Origin of the sequence: Rhodococcus sp. NPDC059968 (genome assembly GCF_042738615.1) — a bacterium.
Taxonomy (GTDB): Bacteria; Actinomycetota; Actinomycetes; order Mycobacteriales; family Mycobacteriaceae; genus Rhodococcus_F.
On sequence record NZ_JBHWUE010000152.1, the window covers coordinates 1 to 16,545 of the forward strand.

Consider the following 16,545-nt stretch of genomic DNA (forward strand, 5'->3'; position numbering starts at 1 on the left):
TATAACACCCTGTACCCGGGGGCCCGCGGGGGGCTTGGCCCCCCCCCCCCAAACACACCCATGGGGGGGGGGGGGGGCCCCCCCCCCCCCCCGCCACCCGCTGGAAATCGGGGAACTGTCGTTCCCTACGGCTGGATTGCCTTTTCGATGTCGGTGAGCATGCTGTCGATGCCGTGGAGCAGTTCCGAGAGCACCGCGTCGTCGGCGACGAGTGGCGGCGAGATCATCAGCATCGTGGCACCGCGGTCGTCGCCGCGGAGAATCACCTTGGTGCGGGCGAACGCCTCCGGCAGCACCTTGCGCAACACCGTCAGCGACTCCTGCTCGGTGAACTCGCGGCCGCTGTCGCTGTCGGCCATCAATTCGATCGCGTAGAAGAATCCGGTGCCGCGCACGTCCTTGACGCAGCGGTGCGCGCTCATCAGGGAGTCGAGTGCCGACCGCAACTTCGGGCCGCGCGCGGTGACGTTGCCCAGCACGTTCTCGTCGCGCATCGCGGTGATGTTCGCGACCGCCACCGCCGTCGACACCGGGTGTCCGCCCCACGTCGCGCCGTGCGTGAACACGCCGCCCTTGGGCGAGTCGTAGAGCTCGCGAACCAGCTGCTCACGCACGATCAGGCCGCCGAGCGGGGCGTATCCGGAGGTGGAGCCCTTCGCGAATGTGATCATGTCCGGCACCACACCGGTGAGTCCGTGCCCGAACCAGTGGCCGAGGCGGCCGAACGAGCAGATCACCTCGTCGGAGACCAGCAGGATCCCGTGCTTGTCGCACAGCGCGCGCAGCGCAGCCCAGTATCCGTCCGGCGGGACGAGGGCGCCGCGCCCGTTCTGAACGGGCTCGGCGAACACGGCGGCGATGGTCTCGGCGCCCTCTTCTTCGATGACGGCTTCGATCGCGGCGATGCAGTCGAGTTCGTTCGCCGGGCCGCAGTCGCCGAGGTAACCAAGGGTGTTGGGTACGGAGCGAACCCCGGGCAGCAGCGGGCCGAACGGGTCTTTGATCTTCGGCAGCTGTGTTACCGACAGCGCACCGAGAGTGGTTCCGTGGTAGGCCATCTCGCGGCTGATGATCTTGGTTCGCTGAGGGTTGCCCTGGCTGCGGTGGTACTGCCGGGCGAACTTGACGGCCGTCTCCACGGCCTCGGATCCGGAGTTGACGAAGAAGGTCGTCCCCAGATCACCGGGCGCGAGGTCGGCGATCAGCGCGGACGCCTCGATCGCGGGAATGTGCGCGCTGCCCCAGTTCGAGGCGTACGCCAGCGTCCCGATCTGCTCGCTCGCCGCCTTCGCGATGTCGTCGCGGCCGTGACCGATGTTCACGCAGAACAGGCCTGCCAGACCGTCGAGGAAACGGTCCCCCTCGGTGTCGATCAGATAGCTTCCCTCGCCACGAACGAACACCGGGAAGTCGCTTTCCCAGGTGTCCTTACGGGTGAAATGAGGTCCGAGGTGCCGGCGGGCCCGTGCTCGCAATTCGGTGACGTCCACGACCATCTCCTTCGTTGTCGAATGGCTGTGATCCACAACATACCGACGAGGCAGAGCGCAGGTCAGGGCCAGAAGAGCGGTATTCGACGGGTCCAGTCTGGTCCCCGTAGACGGCGCTCAACTGGTCCTTCTGGTCCCATGCCAGAGTGATCCAGACTTCGGTATCGCTCGGGGACCACGACGTGTGGTCGGAGCGGCGAACAGCCCCAGCTAACGGAGGTCTCAGATGAGGATCGGTATCCCCAAGGAAGTCAAGAACCACGAGTACCGGGTGGCGGCCACTCCCGCCGGTGTCCACGAGATGGTCGCCAACGGGCACGACGTGTTCGTGGAACGCGGTGCGGGGGAGGGCTCGTCGATCGGCGACGACGCCTACGGTGCCGCCGGCGCGAAGATCCTCGACTCCGCCGATGCGGTGTGGCAGAGCGCGGAATTGCTGCTCAAGGTCAAGGAGCCCATCGCCGAGGAATACCACCGGATGCGTTCGGACCTCACGTTGTTCACCTACCTGCACCTCGCCGCGGGTGAGGAGTGCACCCGGGCACTGCTCGCCGCCGGCACCAATTCCGTTGCGTACGAGACCGTTCAGCTTCCCGACGGTTCCCTGCCGCTGCTGTTCCCGATGAGCGAGGTCGCCGGCCGGCTCGCACCGCTCGTCGGTGCGCAGGCACTCATGCGCCCCGAGGGTGGCCGCGGCGTACTGATCGGCGGCGTGTCCGGTGTGTCCCCGGCTCGCGTCGTCGTGATCGGTGCGGGCGTATCGGGCATGAACGCTGTCGCCGTCGCCGCAGGCACCTGGGCCGACGTCGTCCTGTTCGACAAGAACGTCGACAAGCTGCGCGCCGCCGACCGGATGTACCAGGGCCGGATCCGCACCCTCGCCGCCAACGCCTACTCGATCGAGCAGGAGGTCATGCAGGCCGACCTCGTCATCGGTGCCGTGCTCGTCCCGGGCGCCAAGGCCCCGAAGATCATCTCGAACTCGCTGGTCTCGCGGATGAAGCCGGGCAGCGTCCTCGTCGACATCGCGATCGACCAGGGCGGTTGCTTCGAGGATTCGCGTCCCACCACCCACGCGGAGCCCACCTTCAAGGTCCACGACTCGGTGTTCTACTGCGTGGCCAACATGCCGGGAGCGGTGCCCCACACGTCGACGTACGCACTCACCAACGTGACCTTGCCGTACACCCTGCAGATCGCCGAGAAGGGCCTCGCGCGCGCGGCCAGGGAGAATGCCGCACTCCGCGCCGGTGTCAGCACCGTCGCCGGGCGCCTGACGAACGATGCGGTCGGTGCCGCACTCGGGATCGAGTCGGTCGGCGTCGACGACGCGCTCAACCTGGTTTGATTTCGCCGCCGGCCCGGCATACTGAGAAGTGCTCGTTCGAGAACTTCTCGGCGTGCCGGGTCGGCCTACATCTGGCCACTCTTGGATCCACAGGAGGCGATGCGTGCCGAGAACACTGATCGAGGTCGACCGCAATTCCGCCGAACCGCTCTACCGCCAGGTTCGACGGGCGATCGAACACGGCATCGCCAACGGACTGTTCGATCCACGCCACCGCCTTCCGAGTTCGCGTGAACTCGCGGTCGATCTCGCGATCTCACGGAACACGATCAACCTGGCGTATCAGGAATTGATCGCCGAGGGACTCGTTCAAAGCCACCAGCGCTCGGGCATGTTCGTGAATCCCGACATGATCGAGACGCTTGCAACGGACGCCCGCGCGACCATTCCGCGCATCGACTGGTCGTCCCGTATCCGGCGTTATCCCGACGCCGACGTTCCGCACATCGAGAAGAACGTCGACTGGCACAGCTATCCGTACCCGTTCCTGGCCGGGCAGATCGACATCCGCAGCTTCCCCGCCCGCGCGTGGGTGCGCTGTCTCCGCGACGCGCTGTATCAACCCCACGCCTACGCGAGCCTCCAGGACAGCGTCGGTGCGGACGATCCGATGCTGATCGACATGATCCGCCAGCATCTGCTGCCCTCCCGCGGCATCGAGGCGAGCGCGGACGAGGTTCTCGTGACGGTCGGTTCCCAGCAGGGGCTGGACCTCGTCGGACGGGTTCTGCTCGGACCCGAACATCGGGTTGCCATCGAAAACCCCGGCTACCTCGATGCGCGACACATCTTCCTGCGCACCGGTGCCCAGGTGTACGGCATCGACGTCGACGATCGCGGCCTGCGCCCGCCGGAGACTCTGCGCGGCACGGACCTGATGTATCTGACACCGAGCCATCACCATCCGACCAACGCGACGCTCGGCATCGACCGTCGTCAGCGTCTACTGCAGCTCGCCGCGGAGTCCGGCACCGTGATCGTGGAGGACGACTACGACAGCGAGTTCCGCTATCACGGCAGTCCCAGCCCGGCGCTGAAGGCGCTCGATTCCAGCGGCGACGCCGTGTATCTCGGCACGTTCTCGAAGTTCCTGGCCCCGGGTCTGCGTCTGGGCTACCTAGTCGGACCTGCGGACCTGGTGCGCGAACTGCGGAAGGCCCGACGATACGTGCTGCGTCATCCACCGGGTCACCAGCAACGGGCCCTGGCCATGCTCATCGACAGCGGGGAGTACCACCGCGCGCTGCGCCATCACCGTACCCAGATGAAACACAAATGGGAGCGGCTGTGTTCGGCCGTCGACAAGTACCTCCCGTGGCCGCAGGAGCCGTATCCGCCCGGTGGCGTCAGCTTGTGGATGACCGGTCCGGAGAATCTCGACTGCCGGGTGCTCGTGCGCGAGGCGGAGGCGCGCGGCGTCCTCATCGAGCGGGGCGACATCTTCTTCACACAACCGGTCCCGCCCCGCAACCACTTCCGTATCGGCTACGGCGCGATCCCGCTGCGTTCCATCGAAGAAGGCATCGCGCTCCTCGGCCAGGCGTGCCAGGCGAGTTTCCGCCGGTAGCCCGGAACCCGTCCTCGCCTGATCGGCGGGGACGGGTTCCAGTTCCTTTTCAGCTGAGGCACTTACGTTCGGGCTAGCGCATATCCGCCGCTTCTCCGTCGATCATGACCATTGTGGGACGGGGTATTTCGGTGGTGCCGTCCGCGAGATCCGCGAGGCTGCCGTCGAGCGCCACCAGGTCCGCCCGGCGGCCCGCCGTCAAGGTGCCGACACGGGTCTCGTCGTGCACCAGGTACGCGCTGTCGATGGTCATCGCCCGGATCGCGCGATCCACTCCGATCCGCTGGTTCCCACCGAGCACCGTGCCGCCCCTCGTCATCCTGGTGACCGCGGTCCTGATGGTCGCGAGCGGATCCATCGGGGTGATCGGGCAGTCCGAATGCAGTCCGAATCGCAGACCCAGCTCGTCGGCGCAGGCGAGGGGATCCATCTCGGCGGCGCGCTCGGGACCGAGGAACCGGTCGCGGTGGCGGTCGCCCCAGTAGAAGACGTGATTGACGAAGAAACTCACCCCGAGTTCGGCTTCCCGGATCGCGGCCAGGTCGCTGGGTGCGCTCACCTGGCAGTGTTCGATGCGGTGCCGTCCCACCCGGCCGTCGGTGGCTTGCGCCCTCCTCAGCGACGTGATCGCGGCGCCGACCGCCGCGTCGCCGTTGGCGTGCACGGCGACCTGGCCACCTGCCCGATGGACCCGCAGGATCATCTCGTCGAGTTGCGCCTGAGGGTAGAGCAGGTCGCCGTGATGGCTGGGATCGCACGCGTACGGCGTGCGGAGTGCGGCGGACAGTCCCTGGATCGATCCGTCGGCCCAGAACTTCGCGCCGGCCAGCCGGAAGCGTGCGCCGGCCGCGGGTGCGTGCTCGAACGTGACTCCCCGGTCGTCGAGGGCCTCGAGCGCCATGTCGCCGCGCAGGAACCCGACGACGTGCACAGGTAGCTCACCCGAGGCGTCCAGCGAGCGGTAGGCGGTCAGCTCCTGCTCGCCCGCCGAGAGACCCACCCCGAGATCGTGGATGGTGGTGATTCCCCGCGACCGCGCCGACAGCAGGCTGCGAAGCAGGGCGCCGTTGACCTCCTGCTCGGTCAGCGCGGGAACCGCCGCGGTGAGCCTCGCCACCGCATCGATTTCCCACGCCATCCCGGTCAAACGGCCGTCGGCCCCGCGGGGGAACAGCGGGTCGTCCACCGGCACCGTGGTTTCGTCGATGCCTGCGGCCGCGAGTGCGGCGGTGTTGGCGACGGCGAAGTGCCCGCAGATGTGCAGCACGATGACCGGACGATCGGTGCTGACGGCGTCGAGATCCGTCCTGGTCGGATGCCGTCCCTCGGCGATCTGGGTGTCGTCGTAACCCCACCCCCTGATCCATCCGCTGCCGGTGGCCGCGGCTCGCAACGCCTGCTGGATGTCGGCGATCGACCGGCACGGTGGTGTCCGGCAGTCCGCCCAGCCGTCGGTGAGGCCGGCGTAGGTGGGGTGGATGTGCGATTCGATCAGTCCCGGGATCACCGTGGCGCCGGGCAGGTCGAGGCGGCGGGCCCCGATTCCGGCGCGGTCGGCCATGTCCTTCCTGGTGCCGGTGGCGACCACGTCGGCTCCGTCGATGACCAGCGCTTCGACGGTCGGCGACGACGGGTCCTGGGTATGAATCGACTCGGCGGTGAGCAGTGTCCTGGACATCAGGCACCCACTTCGCTGCGTGCGGCCACGGATCCCGCGGCAGTGCCGGACGTTCGGCCGTCGGCGCGAAGGCCACGGACGGGATCGGTGGGTGGCCAGAACACCCGCGTCGACACCACGAAGAGGATGTTGAGGACCAGGGCGGCCGCACCGAGGTTGACTCCGTGCTCGGCGAGCCACACCGACACTGGGCCGTGCTTGTCGAGATACAGCCACAGCACCACGACGTCGCCGAGGACCACGCCCATGGCGAGGGCAGCGGGCCGCAATTTCCATCCGAAGACCATCGTCGCGAAGACCACCGCGGCCTGGGTGACGCCGTAGTACGCGGTGTTGACCAGGGTGAGCAGGAGCTGAGGTGTCGCGAGGGTGAGCAGGAGCGAGATCCCGAGGTACGCCACGACGACTCCGCGCACCCAGACCCGTTGGCGGGATTCCGGGATCCCGGGAATGATGTTGCGCGACACGATCGCGCCGATTCCGAGGGCCGCCCCGCACAGCACCACGATCGCGCAGAGGGCCGCGCCGCCTGCGACGACGCCGGTCAGCCAGTCGGGCAGCAGTTGTCGCGACAACTGCAGGAGCACCTGGTCGGATTCCGTGCCCTCGAGCTTGGTGGGCAGCAGCGTGATCGCCCCGAAGGCGGCGGCGACGAGGAACGGGTACATGAGCATGTACAGGGGATTGAACTTGGCGACCCGCTTGATCGTCGCCTCGGACTTCGCGGCGAGCACGGCCTGCACGATGATCGGGAAGATGAAGAACCCGACCGATTGGAACACGATCGTCGTCAGTACGAAAGTCAGTGACGACCCGGTGACCGTGGAGTGTGAGGCCGCGCCGCCACCACTGGCTGCCGCGGCGGCGAACAGCTTCTCGGTACCACCTGTCTCGACCACTGCCGCCAGTCCGATCAGGACGGCACCGAGCAACAGGGCGGTGTCCTTGACGTAGGACACGAATGCGGGGGCGCGCACCCCGGACAACATGAGGAACAGCAGCGCGAGGGCTGCGCCTGCGAATACCGCGACGGTGGGGTCGATGGAGATACCCAGACCGGTCAGCGCGATCTGCAGTCCGGCGAGCTGAAGCTGGCCCCACGGGATGAGGAATACGACCGATGCGATGGCGATCGTCAATTCCAGCCCACGCGACCGGAAGTGGCGTCCGGCCACATCGGGCAACGTCATGGCGCCGTATCTCTTACCGGCGCGCCAGAGGTAGGGCGCGAAGAAGTATCCGATCGGGTAGGCCAGCAGGATGTACCCGATGAACCAGACGCCGTAGCTCGCCCCGTGCGCGTACACGCCGCCGGGGAACCCGATCAGGGTGCCGATGCTGTACGCCTCGCCCGCTCCCAGGATGAAGACCAGCAGCGGACCGAACGACCGGCCGCCCACCAGGTAGTCGGAGATCTCCTTCTTGCTGCCGCGCCGCGACAGCACGCCGGCCCCGAGGGCGAGGACGAGCACGAGGGTGAAGAAGGCCGCGGTCATGACTGGTCTCCCGTCCGAGCGCTCGCAGCGGCCGATTCGGCGCGCTCGGCAGCTTCGAAGTCCTTGCGGTCGAAAAGCTTCCAGGCGAGGTGGAGGCACAGCGAGGTGAGCGGCATCCACAGGAACAACCACGCGAACAGGATGGGGACTCCGAAGACCGTGGCCGTGGATCCGGACAGGGCGACGATGCCGCCCAGAACCCCGGTGAACGGGACACCTATCGCGAGTAAGGCGCTTTTTGCCTCGTTGGACATGATTGTTTTGTCTCCTATTCCGACTGCGTCCACCGGCGTCGCGGATTGGGTCCGGTGCCGGTCGACGTGCACTCTGGCACTAGTGTGGTCTGAATCACTCCCCTCGGGCCATGGGCGAATCCCGGAAAACGCCGAGCCGGTTCGTGAATTTCACGGGAGTGTGGAAAACGAGGGAGAGGGTGCCCGAGTCCGTGGGTGAAGACACGATCCAGCGGTTGTGCCGGCAGGTCTCGGAGGAGATCGAGTCGGTAACCGACCGGGCGGTGGGTCAGATTCGCGCCGAGTTGCAGTCGTACGCCGCCGTACCGATTGACGAGCAGCGCGGATACATCAGTCGGCAACTCGCGGCGACGTTGCGCGCCCTCGCGGACAGCGAACCTCTCGCCGACGACGTCCTCGAGCGTTCGCGTCAGCTCGGCCGGCGCCGGGCCATGCAGGGATTGCCACTGTCCGACGTCATCGAGACGTACCACATCGCGTCCCGCGAACTGTGGAACACGATGGTGGCCACGGCCGCCGAGCCGACAACCGACCTGCTGCGCGCAGGCGGCATGATGTGGGACCTCGTCCACACCGCCACCAGCGCGGTCGCCGTCGGGCACACCGACGCGACCCGAAGCGAACAGGCCATCCGCGCGGGGGTGCGATACCGGTTCTTCGAGGCCCTCGCGAGGTCGGCCGACGGCGACCACCGCGATGTGCGCGAGCTGGCAGAGGCGCTGGGTTTCACACAGCAGCACGAGTTCCAAGCGGTGTGCGTTGCCGCGGAGGAGTGGTCGGAAGCGCAGCTCGAACGGCTGCAACGCACCCTCGACACGATCCCCGGCACCACTCAATGCAGCGGGCACGGCACCGTCATCATCGCCCTGAGCCAGCGCGCACCGGTCGACGACATCATCCGCGAGGTTCGGCTCGGTCACCCGGGCACCACGGTCGGAGTCGGATTGGGCCGCCCCGGGCTGGCCGGCGCCGCGATGAGCATCATGGACGCGCGTCGGGTCCTGCATCTGGCTTCGCCTACCGGCGAGGTGGTCCGTTTCGCCGACGAATGGGTTGCCGCCACCCTGGCAGACCATCGCGACGAGCTCGCCACGCTGCTGGAGCCGGGTGCCACCGTCGCCGCGGACCATCCGCACCTCGTCGAGGCGGTATTGGCATTCGCCCGCAACGAGTTCTCCATCAGCGCGGCCGGGCGGGACATCCACCTGCATGCGAACTCGATCACCTACCGGCTCGACCGCTGGCAACAGCTGACCGGCTGGGATCCCCGGACTCTCGACGGCCTGCAACGGTCGGTGTCGAGTCTCTCACTGTTCCAGCGCGATTCGGGCTATTCGAGTTCCCGGGAAACGCGGTCAGCGCAACGCCACCTGCACGAGAACGGCGGCGCCGAGGAAGCCGAGTAGCCACAGCACGCGTTGACGGACCTGCTGGGCGGTGGTGCGGTCGAACAGCCATTTCCCCGCGGCGGCGCCGAACATGCAGAGCGGCGTGAACAGGGCGATCTGCGCGAGGACGGGCACCGTGAGGAGACCACCGGCAGCCGACCCCGCGGCGCCGAACGCGTCGATGACGAGGAAGAACACGACGAGCGAGGCGCGCCCGGCCGCAACGTGGGAGGACGCGGAGAAATACATCAGGACGGCGGGCGGGCCACCGAGGGCGAAGCCGCCGTTGAGGAGACCGGACGCCACTCCCGTCACAGTCGTCACCCCGGGGCCGGGCAGCGACTGCCGGTCGGGGACGGCGGCCATGGCGACGGCGGACCCGATGATCGCGACGCCCAGCAGCACCCGCACCAGGTCGCCGGACAGTTGCGTGAGCGCCCACATCCCCAGCGGCATTCCGATCAGGGTTCCGGCGAACAACCAGCGCAACGACTTCCAGTGCACCTGCCGCCACACCTGGGGCAGCATCGCGGCACTCGCGACGACCTCGAGGACGAACACGGCGGGGATCACCGACGTCGGCGGGAGCAGGACGACGAGTCCCGCGACCCACACCATCGCGCCACCGAACCCACCGAAACCGCGGACGACACCGCCGGCCACCACGACGCCGAGCGCGAAGAGAAGGGCAGGCAACGACAGATCCCACACCGTTGCCGCCATACCCTGTTGCACCGCTTCCGTTCGCCGTTGTCTCCGTCAGAAGTGTGGGGGTCGCGGCGGCGAAGCGACAGGTCCAGACGACGTCGAATCGTCGGTACCAGGAACGCACGGGACGTGGCCCCCGGCGTGTGCGCCGGGGGCCACGTGCTCGCAGGGAGCGGACTACACGTAGTCCTTGTACTTGTCGAGCAGCCGAACCGGCTTCGCCAGCGCGTCGCGGCGGAAGGGGTCGCCGAGTTCGCGGGTGCACATGATCTCGATGACCGTCGTCTTGCCCTCGTTCATCTGTGCGGCGACCGCGCGCTGCAGTGCGGGACCGACCTCTTCGAGCTTGTCCACGACGATGCCCTCGGCGCCCATCGCCTGTGCGATCCCGGCGAAGGACTCGCTTTCGAGCTCACCGGCGACGAAGCGGCGGTTGTAGAAGTCGACCTGGTTCTTCTTCTCCGCACCCCACTGCCGGTTGTGGAACACGACGGCGGTGACCGGGATGTCGTGCCGGACAGCCGTCATGACCTCGCCCAGGCTCATCCCCCAGGCACCGTCGCCCGCGTACGCGATGGCGGGGCGTTCCGGTGCCGCCGCCTTCGCGCCGATGACGGTCGGCAGTGCGTAACCGCAGTTACCGAAGCTCATCGGGGCGAGGAAGCTGCGCGGCTTCTCGAACCGCAGGTAGCTGTTGGCGACGGAGTTGATGTTGCCGATGTCGGTGGACACCATCACGTCCTCCGGCATCGCCTTCTCCAGCTCCCGCAGCACCTGACGCGGGTGCAGCCAGTTGCCGTCCTCGCCTTCCTGTTCGGCGATCATGTCGAGGCTGAACGGATCGCGCTCGTGCGTCCATTCGTCGAGTTCCTTCTCCCACGCGGCCTTCTCGGCGTCGATCGTCTCGCCGCGTGCCGCACGGTTGGCGTCGCAGACGAGGGCCTTGCCCTCGAGCCGCTCGGTGAGCGCGACAGCAGCGGCCTTCGCGTCGCCGCAGATCCCGACGGAGATCTTCTTGACCAGACCGAGCATCTTGTGGTCCGCGTCGATCTGGATGATCTTGGCATTCTTCGGCCAGTAGTCCATTCCGTGCTGCGGGAGCGTCCCGAAGGGGCCCAGGCGGGTGCCGAGGGCGAGCACCACGTCCGCCTTGCTGATCAGCTTCATCGCGGCCTTGGAACCCTGGTAGCCGAGCGGTCCGGTCCACAGCGGGTGGCTGGCGGGGAACGAGTCGTTGTGCAGGTAGCTGTTGACGACGGGGGCGCCGAGACGCTCGGCGAGTGCCTTGCACTCGTCGACACCGTCGGCCATCACCACGCCGCCGCCGGAAACGATCACCGGGAACTCGGCCTGTGCCAGCAGTTCGGCCGCCTCGTTCAGGCTCGTCTCGCCACCGGGACCGCGGTCGAGGCGGGTGGGCTGCGGGATCTCCGTCTCGATCTCGCCGTAGAAGAAGTCGCGCGGAATGTTGAGCTGCGTCGGGCCCATTTCGGACATCGCGCGGTCGAAGCAGCGGCCCGTGAACTCGGCCATGCGCTTCGGGTTGTTGACGTGCCCCTGGTACTTCGTGAATTCCTGGAACATCGGCAGCTGGTTGGCTTCCTGGAAGCCGCCCAGGCCCGTTCCCATGGTGCCGGCCTCGGGAGTGACGATGACGACGGGGCTGTGCGCCCAGAACGCGGCGGCGATCGCGGTGACACAGTTGCTGATACCCGGACCGTTCTGCCCGATCACCATGCCGTGCCGCCCGCTGACCCGGGCATATCCGTCGGCCATGTGCCCCGCGCCCTGCTCGTGCACGACTGGGACGAGTCGAATCCCGGCGGGAGCGAAGATGTCCATCGCATCCATGAAGGCGGATCCCATGATGCCGAACATGTCGGTGACGCCGTTGGCGACCATCGTCTCGACGAACGCCTCCGACGGTGTCATCTTCTGTACACCGGAGACAGCGGTGCGATCGGCACCGTTCTTCTTCTTGCTCATGTGTGATCCTCCTTCAGGGAAGCGCCGGAACCGGCAGAGAATGTCAAAAATCGGAACGTTTCGTTCGCGATTTTGTGATCTGCAGTGACAGTAGGCCACGTCACACACTTCGTCAATGAATGTTCCTAAAACTGGAACGGGATGTATGATTTTTCGATACACGATGCGAATGCGTCGCCGTTTCGGCCAAGGAGGAACCGTGGGTGAGATTCACCGGATCGACGAGTCGAACGGACACCCGACAACGGAGCTACCCGGAGACACACCGACGCTCCGCCTGTTCGCACTGCTCGAGATGGTCGCGTCCAAGGACCAGCTGTTCACGTTGCAGGGGCTCGTCGAGGAGACGGGCATGGCCAAGCCGACCCTGCACCGCATGCTCCAGCAACTCGAGGGCGCCGGACTCCTCACCCGGCAGAACAACGGCAGGCATTACGGCACCGGCGTGCGCCTGCGACGCTTCGCCGAGAATCTGCTGCTCAACGACACCCACCACGGCGCGCGGCACGCCATCCTCCGGAACCTCGTCGCGGAACTCGGCGAGAGCTGCAACGTGACCACCCTGTCGGGTAGCGAAGTGGTGTATCTCGACCGGGTGGAAACCTCCGAGCCCCTTCGCTTTACACTCCATGCTGGTTCGCGGGTGCCCGCGCACTGCTCGGCCAGCGGCAAGATGATCCTGTCGCAGCTCAGCCCCGCCCAGCGCCGGCGACTTCTCGGGCGGATGCCGCTCGAGAGGTACACCAACAAGACGGTCACCGACATCGAGCTGATCGAGACCGAACTCAAACAGGTCCGCCGCGACGGCTACGCCATCGACGACGAAGAGTTCCTCCCCGGCCTCGTGTGCGCTGCGGTGCTCGTCCCTTGTGCCACAGGCAATTCCAATCTCTGCATCGCAGTCCAGGCCCCGGTCATGCGACTCACCCCCGACAAGGCGCTCAAGCTTCTGCCCGCACTCCGGCGGGCAGCCGACGCCATCGGCGAGATCGAGAACGAGGTCACGGACGACGGTTCGTCAGACATGAACTGAAGGAGGGCGCATGCCCGAAATGACCACTGCGACACCCAGCCACGTGGTGTCCGCACGCGTGCTGTTCGGACTCGACACCGACCTGACGGTGCGCGCCTTCCGCGAACCCGTCGACCACGTCCCCGACGTCGACCCCGCGTACCGGTTCGACCACGCGGTGACCACGGCCCTGCTCGCCGGGTTCGGCCGCAACCGCCGGGTGATGGTGCAGGGTCTGCACGGCACCGGCAAGTCCACGCACATCGAACAGGTCGCGGCGCGGCTCAACTGGCCGTGTGTGCGGGTCAACCTCGACGGACACCTCAGCCGGCTGGACCTGATAGGCCGGGACGCGGTGGTGCTGCGAGACGGCAAGCAGGTCACCGAATTCCAGGAAGGCATCCTGCCCTGGGCACTGCAGCGACCCGTCGCCCTCATCCTCGACGAATACGACGCCGGCCGCCCCGATGTCATGTTCGTCATCCAGCGTCTCCTCGAACGCGACGGGAAACTCACCCTGCTCGATCAGAACCGGGTCCTGACTCCGCATCCGGCCTTCCGGTTGTTCGCCACCGCCAACACCGTCGGCCTGGGCAATCTCAACGGGTTGTATCACGGTGTGCAGCGGCTCAATCACGCGCAGATCGATCGCTGGAACATCGTGGCGGCGCTCGATCACCTCCCCGCGGAACAGGAAGTCGAGATCGTGTCCGCGCGGGTGCCGTCGCTGAGCCGGGATCTCATCGGGTCGATGGTCGCCGTGGCCAACCTGACCCGGAGTGGTTTTCGGGTCGGCGACCTGTCGACGCTGATGTCGCCGCGCACGGTGATCACCTGGGCCGAGAACATCGAGATCTTCCACGACCCGGCGCTGGCATTCCGGTTGTCGTTCGTCAACAAGTGCGACGAGGCCGAGCGGCCCGTCGTCGCCGAGTACTTCCAGCGGTGCTTCGACTCGGAACTGGAGCGGTCGGCGATGCTCGCGACGAGCACGGCCTGAGCGGGCAGTCATGACAGAACTGCCTGTGCGCCCCGCGTCGGTCCGCCGTCAGCAGGAGGTGCACGAACTCTGTGCGAGCACGATCCGCGCCCTCGCGAGCCAGGGTGAGTTGCACTTTCGCGGACCGGAACTCCATCACGGACATCGGCGCGTGCCGATGCCCGCCCCGCACCTGCACCCGTCGTTCGAAAGCGCCGGCTTCGCGTCCTTCCGCGGCGCGGCGGACGGCATGGCGTCGCGCCTCCTCCACACCGACCCCGTCCTGCATCGCAGCCTGTGCCCGGAGGACACGGCGGGTCGGCTGATCTTCGAGATCCTGGAACAGTTCCGCGTCGAGTCGCTGGCCGCCGACGCGTGGGGCGGCGTGCGAGCCAACCTCTCCCACCGCTTCACGCAGTGGTCACAGGACTACGTGACGTCCGGGCTGACCGAGACCGTGCACGGGATGCTGCTGTTCACCGTGACGCAGATGTGCCGGGCCCGGATCACCGCCGAGCCGATACCCGAGGCCACCGAGGACCTGATCGAATCGACCCGGTTCGCTCTCGCCTCCGTCCTCGGCGACCACCTCCCGTGGCTGCGGCGAACCCGTCTCTCGCAAACCGACTTCGGGGTCCACGCACAGGCAGTCGCCGAGCTGATCGGCCGCCACCTGGAGTCACCCGCCGATCCGGGCGCGTCGGCCGACGACCGGAGCGACGGCCGGGCGGCGTTCTCCCTCCTGTTCGACTTCGACCCCGACGACGACGAGACGGTTCCGACCGCGGTGTCGGGACGCAGTCGCGCGCTGGGGGAGGGCGGAGACGGATACCGCGTGTTCACCCGCGCCTACGACGAGACCCGGCAGATCGCGTCCCTCGTCCGGCCCGCGTTGCTCCAGGACTACCGCCGGCGACTCGACCTCATCATCGACACGCAGCGCCTCGACGTCCGGAAACTCGGACGGCGACTGAAGGCGCTGCTCGCGGAACCGGTCCCCGACGGATGGGAAGGCGGCCGGGAAGAGGGGTACCTCGACGGTCGCCGGCTCGCCCAGCTGGTCACCTCGCCCACCGAGCGCAGACTCTTCCGGGCCGAACGCACCGAGCCGCACAACGACACGACGGTGACCTTCCTCATCGACTGCTCCGGTTCGATGAAGGAGTTCGGTGAACCGGTCGCGGTGCTGGTCGACGTGTTCGCCCGGGCACTCGAACTGGCCGACGCCCGGTGCGAGATCCTGGGTTTCACGACCGCCGCATGGAACGGGGGGCGAGCCCGCCGAGACTGGCTCCGGTCCGGCCGTCCGCGCAACCCGGGACGGCTCAACGAGGTCCGGCAGCTGGTGTTCAAGGACGCCGAGACCTCCTGGCGCCGAGCCCGTCCCGCGATCGCCGGGCTGCTGAAGCAGGACCTGTTCAAAGAGGGCGTCGACGGTGAGGCCGTCGACTGGGCCTGCTCCCGGATGCGGGACCCCCAGGGCCGCAGGCTCCTGTTCGTGATCTCGGACGGAAGCCCACTGGACGGCGCCACCGCACTGGCCAACGACGAGTTCTACCTGGACCACCACCTGCAGGTCGTGGTCGAGCGACACGAGGACGAGCGGGCCGTCGAGGTGTACGGACTGGGAGTCGGGCTGGATCTGAGCCCGTACTACGACCGCTGCCGGACGCTCGATCTGTCGCACGGTACCAACAGCGACGTCATTGCCGACGTGCTGTCGATGATCGCCCACTGACAGCCATCACCTGCCAGTGGCGCAACAGTGAAGGAGTCACACCCATGACAGCACACGGGGTTTCCCTGGTCACCTTGGACATTGCCGGAACGAGCGTCGACGAAGGCGGCGCCGTGTACGTCGCGTTGCGCGACACCGTCGAGAAGCACCTCGGCGAGCCGATTCCGGACGATCGGTTCGACCGGTGGAAGGGCACGGGCAAGCGGCAGGCCATCGAGGGACTGCTACGGGAGACCGGGGTGCCGACGGAGAAGAATGTTCTGGACGCCGTCGAATCCGATTTCACCGCAATGCTTCTGGACGCGTACCGGAAGACACCGCCCACCGCACTGCCCGGGGTTCGCGACGCCTTCGGTGCGTTGCGGCAGCGCGGCATCAAGATCGTTCTCCAGACCGGCTATTCACGCGAGATCGCGGAACCGCTGCTCGAGCAGGTCGGGTGGGAGATCGGGCGGGACATCGACGGTGTGATCACGAGCGATCAGGTGCGGATGAGCAGGCCGTCGCCCTATCTCATCTTCCGCGCCATGGAGCTCGCCGGGGTGCAGAGCGTCGACGAGGTCTTGGTGGGTGGTGACACCCCGAACGATCTCCGGGCCGGGACGAACGCCGGGGCGCGGTACGTGGTGGGTGTCCTGACCGGCGCACACGACGCGGCGACGCTGCGTCCGGAGCCCCACACGCACATCCTGGAGAGCGCGGCGAAGATCCCCGAACTGCTGGGCTGAACGACGACTGTGGGCCGGTTCTGCTGCACGACAGCGGAACCGGCCCACAGTGGTTTCGGAGGAGCAGGGTTCAGAACGTCACCAGCCGCGTTCGGCGAGCCGGTGCGGGACGGGGATGTCGTCGACGTTGATCCCGACCATCGCCTCACCCAGACCGCGGGACACCTTCGCCA

At 67.3% G+C, this 16,545-nt stretch carries 13 protein-coding genes; 7 read left to right on the forward strand and 6 right to left on the reverse strand.

Features of this window, described 5'->3' with window-relative positions; all coding sequences use genetic code 11:
• Nucleotides 1–125: 125 nt before the first annotated feature.
• On the reverse strand, nt 126–1,496 hold the full coding sequence (locus ACFWAY_RS49760) for an aspartate aminotransferase family protein (RefSeq protein ID WP_378515983.1): 1,371 nt from the start codon (nt 1,494–1,496) through the stop codon (nt 126–128).
• 220 nt (nt 1,497–1,716) lie between these two features.
• Here ACFWAY_RS49760 and ald point away from each other — a divergent pair, with 220 nt between their 5' ends.
• Both ald and ACFWAY_RS49770 read left to right on the forward strand, forming a co-directional pair.
• On the forward strand, nt 1,717–2,838 hold the full coding sequence (gene ald, locus ACFWAY_RS49765) for an alanine dehydrogenase (RefSeq protein WP_378453388.1): 1,122 nt from the start codon (nt 1,717–1,719) through the stop codon (nt 2,836–2,838).
• 103 nt (nt 2,839–2,941) lie between these two features.
• Nucleotides 2,942–4,405 (forward strand): PLP-dependent aminotransferase family protein, encoded by a 1,464-nt coding sequence (locus ACFWAY_RS49770; protein ID WP_378515984.1) that lies wholly within the window; start codon nt 2,942–2,944, stop codon nt 4,403–4,405.
• 73 nt (nt 4,406–4,478) lie between these two features.
• Here the strand turns inward: ACFWAY_RS49770 and ACFWAY_RS49775 are convergent, their stop codons facing one another.
• From ACFWAY_RS49775 to ACFWAY_RS49785, 3 genes are read right to left on the reverse strand one after another with little or no spacing between them, the layout of a single operon-like run.
• Complete coding sequence (locus ACFWAY_RS49775) at nt 4,479–6,083, reverse strand: amidohydrolase (protein WP_378515985.1); 1,605 nt, start codon at nt 6,081–6,083, stop codon at nt 4,479–4,481.
• Nucleotides 6,083–7,579, reverse strand: a complete 1,497-nt coding sequence (locus tag ACFWAY_RS49780; protein WP_378515986.1) for a sodium:solute symporter — start codon at nt 7,577–7,579, stop codon at nt 6,083–6,085. The genes ACFWAY_RS49775 and ACFWAY_RS49780 overlap by 1 nt, the downstream gene beginning before the upstream one ends.
• Nucleotides 7,576–7,833, reverse strand: coding sequence for a DUF3311 domain-containing protein (locus ACFWAY_RS49785; protein ID WP_378453385.1), 258 nt, complete (start codon nt 7,831–7,833; stop codon nt 7,576–7,578). Before ACFWAY_RS49785 ends, ACFWAY_RS49780 begins: the two co-directional genes overlap by 4 nt.
• Before the next feature lie 179 nt (nt 7,834–8,012).
• Between ACFWAY_RS49785 and ACFWAY_RS49790 the strand changes: the two genes are divergently transcribed.
• Nucleotides 8,013–9,239, forward strand: a complete 1,227-nt coding sequence (locus tag ACFWAY_RS49790; protein WP_378453384.1) for a PucR family transcriptional regulator — start codon at nt 8,013–8,015, stop codon at nt 9,237–9,239.
• On the opposite strand, the gene ACFWAY_RS49795 is transcribed toward ACFWAY_RS49790, so the two are convergent.
• Together ACFWAY_RS49795 and xsc are read right to left on the reverse strand one after the other, a co-directional pair.
• Nucleotides 9,189–9,944, reverse strand: coding sequence for a TSUP family transporter (locus ACFWAY_RS49795; RefSeq protein WP_378453383.1), 756 nt, complete (start codon nt 9,942–9,944; stop codon nt 9,189–9,191). The two genes, ACFWAY_RS49790 and ACFWAY_RS49795, sit on opposite strands and share 51 nt — an antisense overlap.
• A gap of 162 nt (nt 9,945–10,106) precedes the next feature.
• On the reverse strand, nt 10,107–11,915 hold the full coding sequence (gene xsc / locus ACFWAY_RS49800) for a sulfoacetaldehyde acetyltransferase (RefSeq protein ID WP_378453382.1): 1,809 nt from the start codon (nt 11,913–11,915) through the stop codon (nt 10,107–10,109).
• 199 nt (nt 11,916–12,114) lie between these two features.
• Here xsc and ACFWAY_RS49805 point away from each other — a divergent pair, with 199 nt between their 5' ends.
• From ACFWAY_RS49805 to ACFWAY_RS49820, 4 genes are read left to right on the forward strand one after another with little or no spacing between them, the layout of a single operon-like run.
• Nucleotides 12,115–12,948: an IclR family transcriptional regulator gene (locus tag ACFWAY_RS49805; RefSeq protein ID WP_378515987.1), complete on the forward strand. Its 834-nt coding sequence runs from the start codon at nt 12,115–12,117 to the stop codon at nt 12,946–12,948.
• Between the two features lie 10 nt (nt 12,949–12,958).
• A complete protein-coding gene (locus tag ACFWAY_RS49810) occupies nt 12,959–13,927 on the forward strand; it encodes an AAA family ATPase (RefSeq protein ID WP_378515988.1) in 969 nt (322 codons plus the stop codon).
• A gap of 10 nt (nt 13,928–13,937) precedes the next feature.
• On the forward strand, nt 13,938–15,644 hold the full coding sequence (locus tag ACFWAY_RS49815) for a cobalt chelatase (protein WP_378515989.1): 1,707 nt from the start codon (nt 13,938–13,940) through the stop codon (nt 15,642–15,644).
• Between the two features lie 44 nt (nt 15,645–15,688).
• Nucleotides 15,689–16,372: a phosphonatase-like hydrolase gene (locus tag ACFWAY_RS49820; protein WP_378515990.1), complete on the forward strand. Its 684-nt coding sequence runs from the start codon at nt 15,689–15,691 to the stop codon at nt 16,370–16,372.
• Nucleotides 16,373–16,545 lie beyond the last annotated feature (173 nt).

Excerpts from the sequence above, each read along its gene's own strand:
- ACFWAY_RS49760 (WP_378515983.1), bottom strand. The coding sequence starts at position 1,496 with ATGGTCGTGGACGTCACCGAATTGCGAGCACGGGCCCGCCGGCACCTC.
- ald (WP_378453388.1), top strand. The coding sequence starts at position 1,717 with ATGAGGATCGGTATCCCCAAGGAAGTCAAGAACCACGAGTACCGGGTG.
- ACFWAY_RS49775 (WP_378515985.1), bottom strand. The coding sequence starts at position 6,083 with ATGTCCAGGACACTGCTCACCGCCGAGTCGATTCATACCCAGGACCCG.
- ACFWAY_RS49780 (WP_378515986.1), bottom strand. The coding sequence starts at position 7,579 with ATGACCGCGGCCTTCTTCACCCTCGTGCTCGTCCTCGCCCTCGGGGCC.
- ACFWAY_RS49785 (WP_378453385.1), bottom strand. The coding sequence starts at position 7,833 with ATGTCCAACGAGGCAAAAAGCGCCTTACTCGCGATAGGTGTCCCGTTC.
- ACFWAY_RS49795 (WP_378453383.1), bottom strand. The coding sequence starts at position 9,944 with ATGGCGGCAACGGTGTGGGATCTGTCGTTGCCTGCCCTTCTCTTCGCG.
- xsc (WP_378453382.1), bottom strand. The coding sequence starts at position 11,915 with ATGAGCAAGAAGAAGAACGGTGCCGATCGCACCGCTGTCTCCGGTGTA.
- ACFWAY_RS49810 (WP_378515988.1), top strand. The coding sequence starts at position 12,959 with ATGCCCGAAATGACCACTGCGACACCCAGCCACGTGGTGTCCGCACGC.
- ACFWAY_RS49815 (WP_378515989.1), top strand. The coding sequence starts at position 13,938 with ATGACAGAACTGCCTGTGCGCCCCGCGTCGGTCCGCCGTCAGCAGGAG.
- ACFWAY_RS49820 (WP_378515990.1), top strand. The coding sequence starts at position 15,689 with ATGACAGCACACGGGGTTTCCCTGGTCACCTTGGACATTGCCGGAACG.